Origin of the sequence: Streptomyces sp. NBC_01474 (assembly GCF_035918215.1) — a bacterium.
In the GTDB taxonomy this organism is placed as follows: Bacteria; Actinomycetota; Actinomycetes; order Streptomycetales; family Streptomycetaceae; genus Streptomyces; species Streptomyces aureus.
Map to the genome: position 1 here is coordinate 2,574,974 of NZ_CP109449.1, position 19,059 is coordinate 2,594,032.

The window sequence follows — 19,059 nt, forward strand, 5'->3', positions numbered from 1 at the left end:
TCGATGAACACAACCACGGCGGCCCAGGCCGCCGACATCGTCGCCGCACTGCTGTTCGTCCTCAGCCTGGCGGGACTCTCCCAGCACCACACCGCCCGGGCGGGGGTCGCCTACGGCGTGGCGGGCATGGCCCTCGCGCTCGTCGCCACCGTCGTCGTCGCCGGGCGCTCCGTCTCCGGCGGGTCGATCGCGCTGATCGCAATCGCGGGCGCGATCGGTGGCGCGATCGGCCTGTGGCGGGCCCGCCGCGTCGAGATGACCCAGATGCCCGAGCTGATCGCCGTGCTGCACAGCCTCGTCGGGCTCGCCGCCGTACTGATCGGGTGGAACAGCTACCTGGAGGTCGAGGCGCAGCACCCGGGCTCCACCGAGCTGGCCGGTTCGCTGCTGCGGATCCACCACGCCGAGGTGTTCATCGGCATCTTCATCGGCGCGGTCACCTTCACGGGTTCCGTGATCGCGTTCCTGAAGCTGTCGGCGCGCATCAAGTCCCGGCCGCTGACCCTGCCCGGGAAGAACCTCCTCAACGTCGGCGCGCTGGCCGGCTTCGTGGGCCTGACCGTCTGGTTCACCGTCAGCCCGAACCTCGCGCTGATGATCGCCGTCACCGTGCTCGCGCTCGCGCTCGGCTGGCATCTGGTCGCCTCCATCGGCGGCGGCGACATGCCCGTCGTGGTGTCGATGCTCAACAGCTACTCGGGCTGGGCCGCCGCCGCGGCCGGCTTCCTCCTGGACAACAACCTGCTCATCGTGACCGGGGCCTTGGTCGGCTCCTCCGGCGCTTACCTGTCCTACGTCATGTGCCGGGCCATGAACCGGTCCTTCCTCTCCGTCATCGCGGGCGGCTTCGGCGTCGAGGCCGCACCCAGCGGCGAGGAGGAGCAGGGCGAGCACCGGGAGATCAGCGCCGAGGACACCGCGAACGCACTGCTCAACGCCACACAAGTGATCATCACGCCGGGGTACGGCATGGCGGTCGCCCAGGCCCAGCACCCGGTGGCGGAGCTGACGCGCCGCCTGCGCGAGCGCGGCGTGACCGTCCGCTTCGGCGTGCACCCCGTGGCCGGGCGGCTGCCTGGGCACATGAACGTCCTCCTGGCCGAGGCCCGCGTCCCGTACGACGTCGTCCTGGAGATGGACGAGATCAACGACGACTTCGCCGACACCTCGGTGGTCCTGGTCATCGGCGCCAACGACACGGTCAATCCGGCGGCGATGGACGATCCGGCCAGCCCCATCGCGGGGATGCCGGTACTGCGGGTGTGGGAGGCGGAGCACGTCGTCGTGTTCAAGCGGTCCATGGCCTCCGGGTACGCAGGCGTGCAGAACCCGCTGTTCTTCCGGGAGAACAGCAGCATGCTGTTCGGCGACGCCAAGCAGAGCGTGGAGGCGATCCTGCGCGAGCTGGCAGTGAGCGACCCGGGCCCGGCGGCGGGTTCCGGCCCCAGGCCGGCGGAGCAGCCCGCACCTGCCTGACCGTCAAGTAGACGTACATCGCCGATACGACGCGCGGCGGCCGGGATGCTCTCCCGGTCGCCGCGCGTCGCGCTTGGCCAGTTCCGGGATCTGCACAACAGACTCAGATTGCATACAGAATCCTATATGCTGCACGAGAACCCTCCACCACCAGCACCTCCCCGCAGCCCGCCACCCCGAGGGAGCCCATGCGCGAGCCACGCACTTTCCCAGGCACCGCGACGACACCGGTCGCCAGGCCGGCACCTCTGCGCCAAGCCGTGTACGACGTCTTGATCGAGCTGATCGTGGGGGGCGTACTCCAGCCGGGCCAGCATCTGATCGAGGCCGAACTCGCCGTGGACCTGGGCGTGAGCCGCCAGCCGGTGCGCGAGGCGCTCCTGCGCCTACAGTCCGATGGATGGGTGGAACTGCGCCCCGCGCAGGGCGCGTTCGTGCACAGCCCGACCGTCGAGGAAGCCGCCCAGCTCCTCGGCGTCCGCGCCGTCCTGGAGACCCACGCGGCGCACGGCGCCGCACAGTACGCGACCGGTGCGGACATCGCGCGCCTGTGGGAACTGCAGGCCGCCGGAATAGCCGCGCTCTCCGCGGACGACGCCCGCGGCATAGTCGAGGCGAACGCGGTGCTGCACGGATTCATCACCGAGCTGGCACGCAACCCCATCCTCGCCGAGCTGATCCGGCAGGTCGACCGCCGCGTGCGCTGGTACTACATGCCCATCGCGCGACCACGCGGCAAGGACGCGTGGAACGAGCACGCCGAGATCATCGACCGCATCGCGGCCGGCGACGCCGACCGGGCCGAGGCCCTGATGCACCAGCACACCCGGACGACCACCGACTTCTACTGCCGGCAACTCAGTGCCGTGCCCCGAGCCCGGGCGTAAGGGCGGCGACACCGGACGCTCTCACCCCAACTTCCGTACCTGACACGCCAATTGGCCGGAGCCGGACGGAGCAGGGAGCGCACCCCACCGTCCGACCCCGGCCTGTGCCACGGGTGCCCGCCGGACGACTGCCGCCGCCGTCCAGCGCTGTGTCCGCATCCGCGCACGGTCTGCGGTCCCGGGCGCGAGGACGCGCCCGGGTCTCCGCTCAGTTCGCCGCGCTGGTCAGCCCTCGGCTGTCGCTGCCGGAGGCGGGCTGCACACCGGGCAGCTCCTGGTCCGCGGGGCGGCCGGGCTGGCGCAGCAGCAGGGTGATCAGGGCCGACAGGAAGGCGATGCCCCCTGCCAGGTAGTAGCCGCCCGAGTAGCCCCAGGCGCTGATCACCGAAGCGGCCAGGCCGCCACCACCGACACCGCCGACCAGCTTGGCGCTGTAGACGAGGCCGTAGTTGGTGGCGTTGTTGTTCTCCCCGAAGTAGTCCGGGACCAGTGCCGCGAACAGTGGGTAGAAGGCGCCGCCGCCGAAGCCGTTGACGAAGGCGAAGATCAGGAACATCGGCTCGTTGTGGGCCTGCCCCGACCACAGCACGCCGAACTGCGCGACGCCCGCGATCACAAGGACGAGCGTCAGAGTCTGCCGGCGGCCCAGCGTGTCCGACAGCCAGCCCACGGCGGCCCGGCCCACCCCGTTGACCACGGCGAGCACACCCGCCGACGAGGCGGCGATCAGCGGCCCGAAGCCGAGGCTCTTGGCGAAGGGGACCTGGAAGTTGATGCCGAAGAGGGAGACGCCGCCGATGCAGACGAGGGCGAACCACATCAGCGGCAGCTGCCCGGTCTTGATCGCCTGCATCGGGGTGAACTGCCCTTTGGCGGGCGGGTTCTTGCGCAGCCTGCGCGCCACGCGATCGGCGTCCTCGCCGCCACCGCGATTGAGCGGGTCGACGTCGTGCGGCCACCAGCTCTTGGGCGGGTCGCGGAAGAAGAAGCCGCAGGCACCCACGAGGAGCACCATGCCCAGGCCGATCAGGTCGAGGACCAGTTGATAGTTGCCGGGGTGGAACCAATAGCTGAAGACGAAGATCAACGGCAAGGTGCCGTACGCGAATCCGCCGTTGACGAAGCCGGTCCGTGCGCCCTTGTTGTCCGGATACCACTTGCCGACCATGTTGATGCAGGTCGCGTAGACGAGTCCGGAACCGGCGCCGCCGAGCACCGAGTAGCCGAGGATCACGACGATCGTGTTCGAGACGTGTGAGATGGCGATGAAGCCGAGTCCGGACAGTGCGGCTCCGAGGAGCATGCCCGTCTTCGCGGAGAGCTTTCCGGTCTCGCGCAGCCTGCCCGCGGGGAAGGCTACGCCCGCCTGGAAGACCGCCCAGATACTGGCGATCCAGAAGGCCTCGGTGAGGGTCCAGCCGTGGGCGTGCTCGAGCGTCGACTCCGCCGAGCTGTATCCGTACTCATAAACGCTGACACCCATCATCGCGATCCACGGGAGCCAGACCATCCATGCCCGGGGCCTGCCCAGGATGGAGCGGTCGGTCTCGCCGACGCGGTAGACGCGCCCGTTGGCGTCGGTGACTTCCCGGTACGAGGTGGAAGTCGCCTGCGGTGTTACTGACATGTGTGCCTTCCCTTGCTGAAAAGAGCCTGGCGTGCGCCCCCTGGGGCCTTGCTCTTCGTGCAGTGGTGAAAGCGACTCCCCTCCGGCTATGCGCGCCCGGGCCGGGGCCGGGCGCGGTGGGGGGTACGCCGTCGGCTCGTCACGGATCCGGGGCGGCATCCCGGAATCCGCCGGCGCGCAGGCGGTGACCTGGTGGTTCGTCCTCGGGGCGGCGGGTTCAAGTCCGCGGCGAGGTATGGCAGACAACTGACCTGCCGATCAGGCGCAGGGAGCCTGACTGCAGATTGCATACGGTATGGAGTGCGGAATTCTCGTGTCCAGTGGGGCGGCATGAAGCTTGACCACTGCATTACCCAACTACCTTTGGGAGCCGTGTGGTTACAGGCCGCAGCGAGCAAAGAGACCGGTTCCGGGCAGGCCGAAGGGCCCCGTGGGCTCTGCCCGCGGGGCTGCACGACACACAGCCCGCTACGTCACTCCGCAGCGGGCTGTGCCTTCAACTCCATTGTCAGCGCAGCAACTTCACCGCCTCGATGACCAAGGGGTGCATGCCCGGCGCGTCGCTGTCCGCCAGCGCGCACAGCCTGGTGCGCATCCGCGGATCCCAGAACCTGCCGATGTGTCCGGCCAGTTCGGCGGCGGCCTGTCCCGCGGGCAGATGGGCGAGGTTCACGGCGATGTCGTTGGCCATGCGGCGCTCCGACGGCTCGGTGGCGGCCATGGTGTCAGTCCCCCGCCGTCAGGGCGCCCACGGGGGCCTCGGCGGCCGTGGGCGCCCCTTCCTGCCCCTTCGGCGCCAGGGCGACCTGGACGGCCGTCACCTTGTACTCGGGGCAGTTCGTCGCCCAGTCGGAGTTCTCCGTGGTCACCACGTTGGCGCCGGTGACCGGGTGGTGGAAGGTCGTGTAGACGACGCCGGTCGGCATCCGGTCGGAGACCATCGCGCGCAGCGTGGTGCGGCCGACCCGGCTGGCCAGGGTGACCAGGTCGCCGTCGCCGATCCCGCGGTCCTCCGCGTCGTGCGGATGCAGCTCCAGGACGTCCTCGGCATGCCAAGCGACATTGCCGGTGCGGCGCGTCTGCGCCCCGACGTTGTACTGGCTGAGGATGCGCCCGGTGGTGAGCACCAGCGGGAAGCGGCGGGTGGAGCGCTCGTTGGTCGGCACGTAGGACGTGACGACGAACTTGCCCTTGCCGCGTACGAACTCGTCGATGTGCATGACGGGCGTACCCTCGGGCGCCTCGGCGTTGCACGGCCACTGGACGCTGCCCACCTTGTCGAGCAGCTCGAAGGAGACACCCCCGAACGTCGGGGTGACCGAGGCGATCTCGTCCATGATCTGGCTCGGGTGCTCGTACGCCATCGGGTACCCCATGGCGGTGGCGATCTCAGTGACGATCTGCCACTCGTGCTTGCCCGACTTCGGCGCCATCACCGCGCGCACCCGGTTGACCCGGCGCTCCGCGTTGGTGAACGTGCCGTCCTTCTCCAGGAACGACGCCCCGGGCAGGAACACGTGGGCAAACTTGGCGGTCTCGTTGAGGAACAGGTCCTGGACGACGACGAGTTCCATCGCCTCCAGGGCCGCGGTGACGTGCTTGAGGTTCGGGTCGGACTGCGCGATGTCCTCGCCGTGGACGAACAGCCCGCGGAAGGAGCCGTCGATGGCCGCGTCGAACATGTTGGGGATACGAAGCCCCGGCTCGGACAGCAAGGTGGCGCCCCACAGGTCCTCGAACACGGTGCGCACCGCATCGTCAGAGACATGCCGGTAGCCGGGCAGTTCGTGCGGGAAGGAACCCATATCGCAGGAGCCCTGGACATTGTTCTGGCCCCGCAGCGGATTGACGCCCACACCGTCGCGCCCGATGTTCCCGCACGCCATCGCGAGGTTGGCCATCCCCATCACCATGGTCGAGCCCTGGCTGTGCTCGGTGACGCCAAGGCCGTAGTAGATCGCCCCGTTGGGCGCCCCCGCGTAAAGCCGGGCGGCCGCGCGCAGTTCGCCGGCCGGGACCCCGGTGACCGGCTCGACGGCCTCGGGGCTGTTCTCGGGGCGGGCCACGAACGCGGCCCACTCCTCATAGCCCTCGCACCGCTCGGCCACGAAGTTCTTGTCGACGAGGTTCTCGGTGACCACGACATTCGCCATGGCATTGATCACGGCCACGTTGGTGCTCGGCCGCAGCTGCAGATGGTGGTCGGCCTCGATGTGCGGCGAGCGTACGAGGTCGATGCGGCGCGGGTCGACCACGATGAGCCGGGCCCCCTCGCGCAGCCGGCGCTTCATCCGGGAGGCGAACACCGGGTGTCCGTCGGTGGGGTTGGCGCCTATCACCACGATGACGTCGGCCTCGGCGACCGAGCGGAAGTCCTGCGTCCCCGCGGATTCACCGAAGGTCTGCTTGAGCCCGTATCCGGTGGGCGAGTGGCAGACGCGCGCACACGTGTCGACGTTGTTGTTGCCGAAGGCGGCACGGACCATCTTCTGGACGACGTACACCTCCTCATTCGTGCACCGCGACGAGGTGATCGCGCCGACCGCGCCCGTCCCGTACGTCCCCTGCAGGTCCCGCATCCGGCGCGCGACGGTGGTGACGGCCTCGTCCCACTCGACCTCGCGCCACGGGTCCGTGATCTTCTCGCGCACCATGGGCTTGAGGACACGGTCGGGGTGCGTTGCGTAACCGAAGGCGAAGCGGCCCTTGACGCACGCGTGTCCCTCGTTGGCGCCGCCGTCCTTGTACGGCACCATGCGCACGAGTTCGTCGCCGCGCAGTTCGGCCTTGAAGGAGCAGCCGACACCGCAGTACGCGCAGGTGGTGATCACCGAACGGGTCGGCATCCCGAGGTCGACGACCGACTTCTCCTGGAGCGTGGACGTCGGGCAGGCCTGCACGCAGGCGCCGCAGGAGACGCACTCGGAGTCCATGAAGGACTCTCCCGCGCCCGCCGCCACCTTGGAGTCAAAGCCGCGTCCCTCGATGGTCAGGGCGAAGGTGCCCTGGATCTCGCCGCAGGCGCGCACACAGCGGGAGCAGGCGATGCACTTGGAGGCGTCGAAGTCGAAGTACGGGTTGGAGGTGTCCTTGGGCGCGTCCAGGTGGTTGGCCCCGTCCTGACCGAAGCGGACCTGCCTGAGGCCCACCACGCCCGCCATGTCCTGTAGTTCGCAGTCTCCGTTGGCAGGGCAGGTGAGACAGTCCAGCGGGTGGTCGGAGATGTACAGCTCCATGACGCCCTGGCGGAGCTTCTCGACCTTGGGGGTCTGGGTGCGCACCTGCATGCCGTCGGCACACGGCGTGGTACAGGAGGCGGGCGTGCCGCGCCGGCCGTCAATCTCGACGACGCACAGGCGGCAGGAGCCGAAGGCCTCCAGGGAGTCGGTGGCGCAGAGCTTGGGGATGTCGACGCCGGCCTCGGCCGCCGCCCGCATCACCGAGGTGCCCTCGGGCACGCTCACCGGTATGCCGTCGACCTCGACCGACACGGTGGCCGGTCCGGGCCGCTCCGGGGTGCCGAAGTCGGGTTCCTTCAGAAGCGTCATGCTGTGCCCTCCGTCCTCGCACCTGGAACGCGCGGGATTGGGATGTCGACCGTCCGCGCCCCGCTGAGGGAACGGGCCGGCCCGGTGAAGTCGTCCGGGAAGTGGGTGAGCGCGCTGCGCACGGGCAGCGGGGTCAGGCCGCCCATCGCACACAGCGAGCCGTCCGTCATCAGCTCGCACAGGTCGTCCAGGACCGCCAGGTTCTCGTCCCGGTTCTCGTCCGCGACGATCCGGTCAATGGTCTCCACGCCCCGTACCGAACCGACCCGGCACGGGGTGCACTTGCCGCAGGACTCGGCCGCGCAGAACTCCATGGCGAAGCGCGCCTGGGCGGCCATGTCGACGGTGTCGTCGAAGACCACGATGCCGCCGTGCCCGACCATCGCCCCGGCCGCCGCGAACGCCTCGTAGTCCATGGGCAGGTCGAACGAGGAGGGCGGCAGGTAGGCGCCAAGCGGCCCGCCGACCTGGGCGGTGCGCACCGGCCGGCCCGACCGCGTGCCGCCGCCGTACTCCTCGACGAGTTCACGCAGCGTGATGCCGAAGGCGGTCTCGACGATGCCGCCGCGGGCGATGTTGCCGCCGAGCTGGAACACCTGGGTGCCGCGCGAGCGCTCCACGCCGAGCTCCTGGTACCCCTTGGCGCCCTGGGCGAGCACGACGGGGACGGTGGCGAGGGTGAGGACGTTGTTGACGACGGTCGGCTTGCCGAACAGGCCCTCGATGGCGGGGATCGGCGGTTTGGCGCGGACCATGCCGCGCTTGCCCTCCAGGCTCTCCAGCATGGAGGTCTCCTCGCCGCAGATGTACGCGCCCGCACCGACCCGCACGTGCAGGTCGAAGGCGAGCGGCGTGCCGAGGACCGAGGTGCCGAGCCAGCCGCGCTCGCGGGCGATCTCGATGGCGGCGCGCATCGTGACCACCGCGTCCGGGTACTCGGAGCGGATGTAGAGGTAGCCCTCGCGGGCGCCGACGGCGTGCGCGGCGATCGTCATGCCCTCAATGAGCAGGAACGGGTCGCCCTCCATGAGCATGCGGTCGGCGAAGGTCCCGCTGTCGCCCTCGTCGGCGTTGCAGCAGATGAACTTCAGTTCGCCCGGGCAGTCGAGGACAGTCTTCCACTTGATGCCCGCGGGGAAGCCCGCCCCGCCGCGCCCTCGCAGGCCCGAGTCGGTCACTTCGGCGACCACGTCGGCGGACGTGAGCTTGAGCGCGGTGCGCAGACCGGTGAGTCCGCCGTGGCGCAGATAGTCGTCGGCGTCGAGCGGATCGATGACGCCGACGCGTCCGAACGTGACCCTGTTCTGCCGTGCCAGCCACGGAAGTTCGTCCACCAGGCCGAGGCGCAGGGGGTGTTCGCCGCCGTCGAGCAGGCCGGCGGCGAGTAGCGCGGGAACGTCGTCGGGGGCCACCGGACCGTACCCGATGCGCCCGTGCTCGGTGGCGACCTCAACGAGCGGTTCGAGCCAGAGCATGCCGCGCGAGCCGGTGCGTACGAGATCGAGGGCCGTGTCTGCGCCCTCGACGGCCTGTTGGAGTGCTGCGGCGACCTCGTCGGCGCCCACTGACCGAGCGGCCGAATCGCGGGGGACGTAGATCCGCACAGGAGGCTGCGCGGGATGCCGGGTCATGACCGGGGTACCTCACTTCCGTCGTGCGTGGCGCCGTCACGCCGCGTCCGCTCGGTTCCGTGGAGCAGCGCGCCGAGCCGCTCCGTGTCCACCCGGCCGTACAGGCGCCCGTCCACCTCGACAGCGGGTCCGAGGGCGCAGTTGCCGAGGCAGAAGACCTGTTCGACGGTGACCGAGCCGTCCTGTGCGGTCTGCCCGAGGGCGAGCCCGCTCTGCTCCACGTACTCCACGAGCCGCCCGGCGCCCTGCGCCTGGCAGGCCTCCGCGCGGCAGACGCGGACGGTGCGGCGGCCCGCGGGTTCGGCGCGGAAGTCGTGGTAGAAGCTGACCACTCCGTGAACGTCGGCCCGCGAGAGGTTGAGCTCGTCGGCGAGGACGGGGACGGCCTCCTTGGGCACATGGCCCAGTTCGGCCTGCACGGCGTGGAGGATCGGCAGCAGCGCGCCACGCTGCTCGCGATGGGCGGCGGCGACCGTCCTCACCACCTGCTCCACCGTCGGATCACTGGTCCGGATCTTCATGGTCGTGCGGCCTTTCGTCAGGGCCGTGGGAGAGGTACGGGCACGGGCACCTGGGGGTCCGGTCCGAGCACCACGGTTCGCGGTCACAGAGGCACCTCGACCTCACCTCGCGCGCACGGACGGCGCAAGGGGCGAAACAGTCCTAGCGAAGCAGCAAACTGGCATGCATACAAGCTCCTGCATACAGAATCCCAAACAGAACTGCATCGACGCATTCACCGCGATGTCCCGTCAATCCGCTGCAGGAGGCGTTGAGTTGATCCGGTCCCCGACCGCCCGTCGTCCAGGCGGGACATCACGCAAGGCCGCCACGGGGACATCACTCTGCATACGAAAACCTGTATCCTGAATCGGCCGCCGCGCGGTCCGCCCGGGGGCAACGGCCGGCACAGCCGCCGACTCGGTGAGATCGGGGGCGGAACAGGAGAACCATGCGCCAAGGCCTGACGGCTGCCTCCGCCCGACGCGTCGCCCGCCCCACCCCGCTGCGCCAGGCGGTGTCCGACGCCCTGGCAGAGCTGATCATCAGCGGCACCCTGGAACCGGGCCAGCACCTGGTGGAAGCGGATCTCGCCGAGCAGCTGGGGGTCAGCAGGCAACCCGTGCGCGAGGCGCTGCAGCGCCTGCACACGGACGGCTGGGTCGACCTCAGGCCCGCCCAGGGCGCATTCGTACATGTCCCCACGCAGGAAGAGGCGACCCAACTCCTCGGCGTCCGTACGGTGTTGGAGACCTACTCCGCACAACTTGCGGCGCAGCACGCCAAGCCCGAGCACGTCGAGCGCCTGTGGCAGCTCCAGCAGGAGGGCGTGGACGCGCTGGCCGAGAGTGCGACCCACCGCCTGGTCGCCGCGAACACGGCCCTGCACACCTACATCACCTCTGTGGGCGGCAACGACGTACTCGCCGAGCTGATCACACAGGTGGGGCGCAAGGTGCGCTGGTACTACACCCCGATCGCCAACTCCCGCTCCAAGGGCTCCTGGAACGAGCACGCCCGCCTCATCGAGGCCATCGCCAAGGGCGACCCGGAGCGGGCCGGCGAGATCATGCGCAAGCACACCGAGCGCACCCGCACCTACCGCAAAGCCATCGAAGCGGAGGCCGCCAGCGCCTGACCGTCTCCAGAGCGCGCGGCCCCCGAAGCGGACCGCGCCAGCGCACCCAGCGAGGGGTGCACCGCATCGGACCCGACGACGGCGCACAGCTCGAGCAGCCACGGCAGCACGGCTCCGAGCAGCATCCCGAACCCCTCGCCGTCCGCCCCCAGCATCGCCTCGGCCGGGACGCGCACCGGGTCGGCGACCACCGTGGACGTGGCACTGGCGAGCGGCACCCCGGTGGCGCGCGCCGGAACGAACAGGCCGGGTGCGTGAGCCGGGACGCCCCAGAGCGTCAGGCCGCCGGAGTCCGCGACAGTCGGCGACGACCAGATATAGCTGTCCGCCTCACCCGCGGCGACCACATCGCGCTTGCGCGCCCGCAGCGTCACCACACCTCCCCTGCGCCGCACGGTCGAGCGCACAGTTCCCCCGGCACCGTCCTCCACCACCGCGAGGCTGCACAGGTGACGGCCGGCCGCGACCTCACCCCGCAGCCACCGCCCGCCGTACGCCCCGACCACCGCGGCCGCAGCGTAGTGGGACTGGAGCACCGCGGCCGTGGCCGGGCACACGGGCACGACCCGGGCGACCACCTCGGCGGCCAGCGCCAAGTCGGCGCCACCACCGGCGGGTTCGGCCGGGCAAGTCAGCCCGAGGAGCCCGGCCCGACCGAGGGCCGTGACCACCGTGCGCGGGAACTTCCCCTCCTGGCACGCCAGTTGGGCGGCCAGAGCGATGACGTCGTGCAGTGCGCTGGGATACGACACGGGGCGCCCCCTTGGGTGCGATGTCCGATCCGCCCCGGGCGGGCGGTCCCGATGGCCTCGGCCGCGGATCAGCGAGGCATCGACCTGTATTGCATACAGTATGCCATTGCCCCTTGCGGTAGCGCTACGCATCTGAGGGTTGCGACCATCCAACTCCCCCTCGAACGACGCAGATTCGCGAGGACGCAAGGGGGCTCAGCCGAGGTCCGGGATCTCCCTCAGCAGCCCCGACGCCACGTCGAAGACAAAGCCCCTCACATCGTCGGTGTGAGGCAGGAACGGGGACGTACGCACCCGCCGCATCGACTGTCGCACGTCCTGGTCGGCGTCCCGGAACGACTCCACCGCCCATGCCGGGCGCTGCCCGACCTCCCGCTCCAGGTCGTACCGGAACTCCTCGGTCAGCGTCTGCAGGCCGCACCCCGTGTGGTGGATGAGGACGACGCTTCGGGTGTTCAGGGCGCGCTGGCTGATGGTGAGGGAGCGGATGGTGTCGTCGGTGACCACGCCACCGGCATTGCGGATGGTGTGGCAGTCCCCCAGCTCCAGGCCGAGCGCAGCGTGCAGGTCGAGCCGGGCATCCATGCAGGCCACGACCGCCACTCCGAGGACGGGACGGGCATCCATTCCGGGGTCGCGAAACACGTCGGCGTAGGCGCGGTTGGCTTGCACCAGAGACTCGATGACCGATTCCTGGCCGGGGGAACCGGTGGACGGGCGCGCACCGGAAGATCTCGATGTCAGCATGCTCGGTCGCCTCTCAGACGGATCGATGCCCGGCCAGAACGGAGCCGGGCAGAACGCTGCCGCCCGGCGAACCGGGGGCGACAGAAGGGAGACCAGGAGTGGTCGTTGACGTCAGGAGCGTGGGCGGCCCGGTGCGGCGGGCCGCATTGCGGGGACAGTGGTTCGGCCCCGCACTGGGCGGGGCCGAACCCTCACCTCCCGCTCAGAGCGCCTCCCCTGCGACCGCGCCCATGGCCGGGGCGGTGCGGACACCGTCCTTCTTCGGCCGGCCCGGCGCCCGCAGGAACACCGCGAGCACCGCAGAGCAAAGGCCGATGGAACCGGCGAGGACGAACGCCCCCTCGTAGTCCCACGCGCCGACCACGACGGCGCCCATGCCGGAGCCGACAAGCCCGGAGACGAGCTTGGAGCTGTAGACCAGACCGTAGTTGGAGGCGTTGTTGTTCTCACCGAAGTAGTCCGCAGTCATCGCGGCGAACAGGGGGAAGATCGCGCCGCCGCCGAAACCGGAGACCATGGAGCAGAAGAGGAAGAACGGCATGCTGCCCATCGATCCGGACACCAGCACCCCGAACTGCGCCGATCCCAGGACCAGACAGACCAGGATGAGCGTGTTGCGACGGCCGTACTTGTCGGAGATCCAACCGATGACCCCGCGGCCCGTACCGTTCACGATCGCCTTCAGCGACATGGCGGTCGCCACGATGCCGCCGGCGAATCCCATGTCCTTGCCGAACGGGACCTGAAAGGCGATGCCGAAGATATTGATCCCCGCTGTGCACAGCAGGCAGAACCACATCATCCAAAGCACAGGGGTCCGCGCGGCTTCCTTCGTCGTGTACTGCTTCACGGCCGGCGGGTTCTTCTCCAGCGCGCGCACGATTCGCGGATCGTCGGAGACCTTCAGTGGGTCGACGTGCTCGGGCCACCAGCTCTTGGGCGGGTCCTTGAAGAACCAGCCCGCGACCGCGACCACGGTGCAGCAGATCAGGCCGACCATGACGAGGACGGTCTCGTAGTTGCTGAGGTCCATGTAGGACGTGAACAGGAACACGAAGGGCACCGAGCCATAGGCGAAACCGCCGTTGACCAGGCCGGTCTTGCCGCCCTTGCGCTCCGGGTACCACTTGCCGACCATGTTGACGCAGGTCGCGTAGACGAGACCCGCGCCGATGCCGCTGCACATGCCGAAACCGAGATAGGCCACGAACACATTCGGCGCGTACGCCAGCGACAGATAGCCGAGGACGGTGCCGAGGGCACCGAGCATCATGGCGTTGCGCGCCGGCAGCCTGCCGCTTTCGCGCAGCTGTCCGGCCGGAAGGGCCACAGCCGCCTGGAAGAACACCCAGACGCCCATGAGCCAGAAGATGTGCCCGCTGTTCCACAGATGAGCTTCGTGCAGCGTGTCCTCGGCGGATGTGAACGCGTACTCCGAGGAGCTGATGCCCAGCATCCCCATCCAGGGAAAGAGCACCATGGTCCATCGCGGGCGTCCCATGATGTCCCGGTCGGACTCGCCGATCCGGTAGGTGCGTCCGTTTCCGTCCGTCACCTCCCTGTACGGAACGTGTGACGGTGCGTCAGTTGTCGTCATGCCATTACCCCTACGTCGCAGAACCCTGGCCAGCGCCCCCTGTCCGGTTCTCACGTGCCGTCAGGACCCTCCGCCCCGCGATCGCCCCCACGGCCGGCCGGAGCTCCCTGCGCCCCGACGCGGCCCGGAGCGCGCGTGCGCTCACGAGTCCTGACCTCGCGTCACCACATGTGCGACCCCTTCCGCGACGACGGGAACAGTGATCCACTCCACACGCCGCAACTTTGCATACGATATGGAGTAGCCCGTATTCTGTAGAGGGGTCGCCTCTCTGTCTAGGGGCTGCACTCCGTCCTTCTCGCGCGAATGTCATGCGGGTCATACGGACGTCCACGTACGCCGCGTCGGACCTCGGCGGGTGCCCGTCGGACCACGATCCCCTTGGGGTGTACGGATGTTGGAGTGCTGCGCAAGTCTCTGACGAAGATGTCCGCGGGGGCCGTGTCCTGCGCTGCCGACCTGCGGCACATCGCCCCGAGGGAGAACCTTGGCCACCCCGTAGCGCAGGGGCGGGATCGCATCCACGGAGTCGAGAGCGTGCAGGCACCGCGGGCGTGAAGCCGAATTCCGCGCCGAGCGCGTCGAGAGGAGTCGCGGCACGCCGTCATGCGGTCACTGTGGACGCCACGGGGCGCACCCCGACTCCAGGCCTACGAATGTGGCATTTCCGTGCAGCGTAGGCGAGTTGACGGCTTCACGGAGGGTGGGCCCGCCGGCGGATGCGGTCGGGCGCGACGGGTCCTCGACGGCGCTCACGGTGGCGCTCATGGCTTTGCGCGGCCGTTCCATCGTGCCGTTGCGCGATGGAACGAGGCAGGGGTGGGCGGGCCGGACGGTGCCAGGGGGCGCCTGAGAACACCATCCGGCCTCGCACCCGCGCCGCGGCGGCGGACGGGGTCAGCCACCGCGGGCACGATGAGGGCCGACGCTCAGTGTGAGGTCGTACGGGCGGTACGGGTGGTACGGGCGGCGCAGTGCGGATACCCGTGGATCCGGGAGACAACGGGGTGCACGACACGTGACCGAGGCGCGCCGGCACGGCTGGGGCGGTGACCGTGGCGACAGCACGTCCGCACGAAAACGCTGCCGTCCGGTCCGAGCGGCATCAAATCACCCCACCGGTCCGCAGCACGGCCAACTCTTCACTGTCCAGGCCCAGTTCACCGACAAAGACCTCTTCGTTGTGCTCACCGAGCAACGGCGAGCTGGTGATGTGGACCGGAGAGTCGGAGAGCTTGAGCGGGGATCCGACGGTGGTGAACGAGCCGCGCTGGGGGTGCGGCACCTCGACGACCATGTCGTTGGCGACGAGCGAGGCGTCCTCGATGATCTCCTTGGTGGACAGGATCGGGCCGCACGGGATGTTGTGGGCGTTGAGCTTCTCCAGAACGTTCCACTTGGGGAGCGTCGAGGTCCACTCCTCGATGAGCTGGAACATCTTGCCGAGCTTAGGGAGCCGCGCCGCGGGGGACGCCCACTCGGGGTCGTCGGCCAGTTCGGGCCGCCCGATCAGCTCGCTCAGCGGCTGCCAGCCGACGGGCTGCACGATGACGTACACGTAGTCGTTGGGCCCACCCGGAGCGCACTTCACGGCCCAGCCGGGCTGCCCGCCGCCGGAGGCGTTCCCGGAGCGCGGCACCTCGTTTCCGAAGTCCTCGTTCGGGTACTCGGCCAACGGGCCGTGCGCGAGCCGCTGTTGATCCCGAAGCTTCACCCGGCACAGGTTGAGCACGGCGTGCTGCATGGCCACGTTCACGCGCTGCCCCTGCCCGGTATTCTCGCGCTGGAAGAGGGCAGCCAGGATGCCCGCGACGGCATGGATGCCCGTTCCCGAGTCGCCGATCTGCGCGCCGGTGGCGAGCGGCGGCCCGTCCTCGAACCCGGTGGTCGCCATCGACCCACCCATGGCCTGCGCGACCACCTCGTACGCCTTGAAGTTGGTGTACGGCCCTTCACCGAAACCCTTGATGGACGCATAGACGATGCGCGGGTTGATCTCCTGGATGCGCTCCCATGTAAAGCCCATGCGGTCGACGGCGCCCGGACCGAAGTTCTCGACCATGACGTCGGAGCGCCGGATCAGCTCGGTGAGGAGCTCCTTGCCACGCTCGGTCTTGGTGTTGAGGGTGATGCTCCGCTTGTTGCAGTTGAGCATCGTGAAGTAGAGCGAGTCGACGTCGGGCAGGTCGCGCAGCTGCTTACGCGTGATGTCGCCGGTAGGCGCCTCCACCTTGATGACGTCCGCGCCGAGCCAAGCGAGAAGTTGGGTGGCGGAGGGCCCGGACTGCACGTGCGTCATGTCCAGAACTCGGATGCCTTCTAGTGCCTTTGCCATGGCCGTCCTCACCTCACTGATACGTCGTGACGTCGGGTTCGGGCTGAAAACGCGCTGGCACGGAGGCCAGGCCCAACACGCGCACCCTGCGCGACGACGGCAGTCATCACGCCTGGCCAACTCCAGACTGTAGATTGCATACCGTATGGAGTTGTTCGTCATCATGGCCATGGAGGGAGTGGTTGTCCAGAGTCCGTACGTCGATCGCAGTGACGGCCGGTTCGTCCTTGTGGAAGCCACCGGCGCCGGCCTGGAGGTCTTCCGGCAGCGGCGCGCCGAGCGCGCCGAGTCCCTGCGGCACCTCATCGAGGAGCTGTCCGAGCGGGAACAGCACGCGGTGCAGGTCGGCCTTCCGGCCCTGGCCCTGGCGATCCAGGCTCGCCCGTCACACTGCGCGTGCCGGTGAATCATCCGGCCAGGTCAGGAGCTTGATCGCGGGTGACAGGCCCACTGCCACCGCACCAGTCCGTGCTCTTCCCCGTGAACGGCGGTCGGGCGGCATCATGATCGGTCGCGCTGCTGCGCTGACCGACACCTTCACCCTCCTTTGACTGCTGCCGATGAGCGAACGGGCGAACGGGACAAAGACATCGAGATCCTGGCGCTGCGGCACCAGTTGCTGGTCCTGCAGCGCCAGGTCGGCAGGCCCGCGTTCACCGACACCGACCGCGCCCTCCTTTCCGGGAACCCGTTGCCCGTGCTCGATGTCCTCGCGGACCGCGACCCGGTCGAAGTTGGCCGGGGGCCGCGGGAGACGGCGCGCTCCCGCATGCCGTCCTGGAGCCTGGCGGCCAGCCGGGCGACTGCTTCGAAGGTCCGGCGGGACTGTGCTCCACCGTGTCGACGTCGACGCCGGACTCCTGCTCCAGAAGGCAGCCGGCCCTCCGGCCGGTGTGGAACGGCCACGGGTGCGACCTCGATGCGGCAGGCACGGCGACGGCGTACGGCCGGGAGCCCAGGCGCTCCGCACGCCACAGCCCGCCCCGGCGATGGCCTCGCCGCCGCACACACAGCAGCCCGGCGTCCAGCACACGCCGGGCCGGACCGCAGGAGGAGTCGCGTGAGCACGGAGCGGTACAAATTTCTGGGCACTCTCGCGAGCCGAGCTGCCGGAGGCGGCTTGTACCCTGCACTCATTCGACGATCGGACGATCACAGGTACGGGCATGCGGGCACGGGGCGGGCGTCCAGGGGCGGGAGCGCGGGGATTTCGATGAGTGACGCACATCCGATACGAAGCCGCAGACCGGGCCTCTCGGTCGGCGCGCGCATCATCGCCGTGGTCGTCCTCGCCGCGATCGGGGCCGTCAGCGCCTGGCTCCAGCACGACGCTCCCGGCCGGAATGCGGAGCCGCGTACGGAGTTCACCGCAAGCAACCCGCCCGCCGGTCTGCCCACCGCGCTCACCACCGGCCAGCACCTCCACTGGTCCAAGTGCACCTCGCCGCCCACAGCGCGCACGGGCTACGACTGCACCACCATGAAAGCCCCCCTCGACTACCGGAAACCGGACGGCACGACGATCGACGTCGCCCTGATCCGCCGCAAGGCCACCGGCCCGAACGCCCGGCGCATCGGCTCGCTCGTCCTCAACTTCGGCGGCCCCGGCGTGTCCGGCGTGAGCGGACTGCCCGAATTCCTCAACCAGTACGAACCGCTCCTCGACCGCTACGACCTGGTCTCCTTCGACCCGCGCGGCGTCGGCGCGACCATACCCGTGCGATGTGGGAAGACCGCGAACGACACCGGGTTCGACGGGCCCGACGCCTGCGCCGAGCACTCCGGGGCGCTCCTCCCGTACATCGGCACCTCGCACACCGCGCGCGACCTCGACCTGATGCGCTACCTCCTCGGCGACGAGCGACTGCACTACTTCGGCGTCTCGTACGGAACGGCGCTCGGCGCGGTCTACGCCCACCTGTATCCGTCGCACGTCGGACGGCTCGTCCTCGAAGCGTCCGTCGATCCGACCGAGGACTTCGACGAGAAGCAGGTGTCGCAGGTCAAGGCGGTCCAGGCGGCGTTCGACCGGTTCGCCGCGCACTGCGCGGCCCATATCCGCCACTGCCCGACCGGCGACGGACCCGAGGAGGCCGCGCGGCGCATGGCGCGCCTGGCCGATCGCCTGGAGAAGAAGCCCGCCCCGGCCGGCGCCGGAAGGACCCTCGACGCCGACGACCTCGCGTATGCCGTCAGCGACCATCTCGACCGCGGCACGGACGGCTGGGCGCCGCTCGCCAAGGCCCTCACCGCGGTGATCGACCACAACGACGGCCGTCCGCTGAGCAAGGGCGCGGACGACAACGGCTCCGCCGACCGCGCGGCGACCTCGCGCGACAACAGCCGCGTTGCCCTGTCCGCGATCACTTGCGCGGACTCCAGCCTGCGCCCCGGCATCGAACGCCTCGACCGGGACGAGGCCCGCATCAAAGCCGCCTCACCCGTCTTCGGCGCTGCCTGGTCCATCGGCGTCTACCGCTGCTACGACTGGCCGTTCGACGGCGAGCACACCACGCTCCAGGTGAACGCCGGCGGCGCGGCCCCCGTCCTGGTGGTCGGCGGCACCGGCGACCCGACCACCCCCTACCCCGGCGCCCGCCACATGGCCCGCGCCCTGGGCGACGGCGTCGGCGTCCTCCTGACGGCCGAGGAGGAGGGCCACGGCACATACCCGCAGAACCGCTGCGTCACGGAGACGGTCGACCACTACCTCCGCACGGGCCGCACCCCGGCCCCGGGAACGGTGTGCCGGGGCAGCATGTCCTGAGGCCCGTACGGGGCCGCCGGGCGGCCGTCAGCACACCGGTTCGCTTGCAGGGG

Annotated in this window: 14 protein-coding genes; 5 read left to right on the forward strand and 9 right to left on the reverse strand. The window is 69.7% G+C overall.

Annotation, left to right across the window (positions count from 1 at the left end):
- Positions 1–3: 3 nt before the first annotated feature.
- Positions 4–1,476, forward strand: coding sequence for a Re/Si-specific NAD(P)(+) transhydrogenase subunit beta (pntB, locus tag OG758_RS12155; protein WP_326710000.1), 1,473 nt, complete (start codon positions 4–6; stop codon positions 1,474–1,476).
- 188 nt (positions 1,477–1,664) lie between these two features.
- Entirely contained in the window at positions 1,665–2,363 is a 699-nt protein-coding gene (locus OG758_RS12160) for a GntR family transcriptional regulator (protein ID WP_326710001.1), read from the forward strand.
- Between the two features lie 208 nt (positions 2,364–2,571).
- Here OG758_RS12160 and OG758_RS12165 read toward each other — a convergent pair whose 3' ends face one another.
- From OG758_RS12165 to OG758_RS12185, 5 genes are all read right to left on the reverse strand, one after another.
- Positions 2,572–3,990, reverse strand: a complete 1,419-nt coding sequence (locus OG758_RS12165) for an OFA family MFS transporter (RefSeq protein ID WP_326710002.1) — start codon at positions 3,988–3,990, stop codon at positions 2,572–2,574.
- A gap of 508 nt (positions 3,991–4,498) precedes the next feature.
- Positions 4,499–4,711 (reverse strand): formate dehydrogenase subunit delta, encoded by a 213-nt coding sequence (locus OG758_RS12170; protein ID WP_326710003.1) that lies wholly within the window; start codon positions 4,709–4,711, stop codon positions 4,499–4,501.
- Positions 4,712–4,715: 4 nt separating this feature from the next.
- Positions 4,716–7,538, reverse strand: a complete 2,823-nt coding sequence (gene fdhF / locus OG758_RS12175; protein ID WP_326710004.1) for a formate dehydrogenase subunit alpha — start codon at positions 7,536–7,538, stop codon at positions 4,716–4,718.
- Positions 7,535–9,169, reverse strand: coding sequence for a formate dehydrogenase beta subunit (locus OG758_RS12180; protein ID WP_326710005.1), 1,635 nt, complete (start codon positions 9,167–9,169; stop codon positions 7,535–7,537). The genes fdhF and OG758_RS12180 overlap by 4 nt, the downstream gene beginning before the upstream one ends.
- Positions 9,166–9,690: a formate dehydrogenase subunit gamma gene (locus OG758_RS12185; protein ID WP_326710006.1), complete on the reverse strand. Its 525-nt coding sequence runs from the start codon at positions 9,688–9,690 to the stop codon at positions 9,166–9,168. The genes OG758_RS12180 and OG758_RS12185 overlap by 4 nt, the downstream gene beginning before the upstream one ends.
- 431 nt (positions 9,691–10,121) lie before the next feature.
- Here OG758_RS12185 and OG758_RS12190 point away from each other — a divergent pair, with 431 nt between their 5' ends.
- Positions 10,122–10,808 (forward strand): GntR family transcriptional regulator, encoded by a 687-nt coding sequence (locus OG758_RS12190; RefSeq protein WP_326710007.1) that lies wholly within the window; start codon positions 10,122–10,124, stop codon positions 10,806–10,808.
- On the opposite strand, the gene OG758_RS12195 is transcribed toward OG758_RS12190, so the two are convergent.
- The 4 genes from OG758_RS12195 to frc all read right to left on the reverse strand — a co-directional run bounded on the left by OG758_RS12195 (position 10,769) and on the right by frc (position 16,239).
- A complete protein-coding gene (locus tag OG758_RS12195) occupies positions 10,769–11,560 on the reverse strand; it encodes an acyl-CoA dehydrogenase family protein (protein ID WP_326710008.1) in 792 nt (263 codons plus the stop codon). The genes OG758_RS12190 and OG758_RS12195 overlap by 40 nt on opposite strands.
- A 195-nt stretch (positions 11,561–11,755) precedes the next feature.
- Complete coding sequence (locus OG758_RS12200; RefSeq protein WP_326710009.1) at positions 11,756–12,307, reverse strand: beta-class carbonic anhydrase; 552 nt, start codon at positions 12,305–12,307, stop codon at positions 11,756–11,758.
- 202 nt (positions 12,308–12,509) lie between these two features.
- The gene (locus tag OG758_RS12205; protein WP_326710010.1) at positions 12,510–13,904 is read right to left on the reverse strand and encodes an OFA family MFS transporter; all 1,395 of its coding nucleotides are present in this window, start codon (positions 13,902–13,904) and stop codon (positions 12,510–12,512) included.
- 1,105 nt (positions 13,905–15,009) lie between these two features.
- On the reverse strand, positions 15,010–16,239 hold the full coding sequence (gene frc, locus OG758_RS12210) for a formyl-CoA transferase (protein WP_326710011.1): 1,230 nt from the start codon (positions 16,237–16,239) through the stop codon (positions 15,010–15,012).
- A gap of 145 nt (positions 16,240–16,384) precedes the next feature.
- On the opposite strand from frc, the gene OG758_RS12215 reads away from it, so the two are divergent.
- The gene (locus tag OG758_RS12215; protein ID WP_326710012.1) at positions 16,385–16,645 is read left to right on the forward strand and encodes a hypothetical protein; all 261 of its coding nucleotides are present in this window, start codon (positions 16,385–16,387) and stop codon (positions 16,643–16,645) included.
- 807 nt (positions 16,646–17,452) lie between these two features.
- The gene (locus OG758_RS12220) at positions 17,453–19,006 is read left to right on the forward strand and encodes an alpha/beta hydrolase (protein ID WP_326710013.1); all 1,554 of its coding nucleotides are present in this window, start codon (positions 17,453–17,455) and stop codon (positions 19,004–19,006) included.
- Positions 19,007–19,059: the final 53 nt, after the last annotated feature.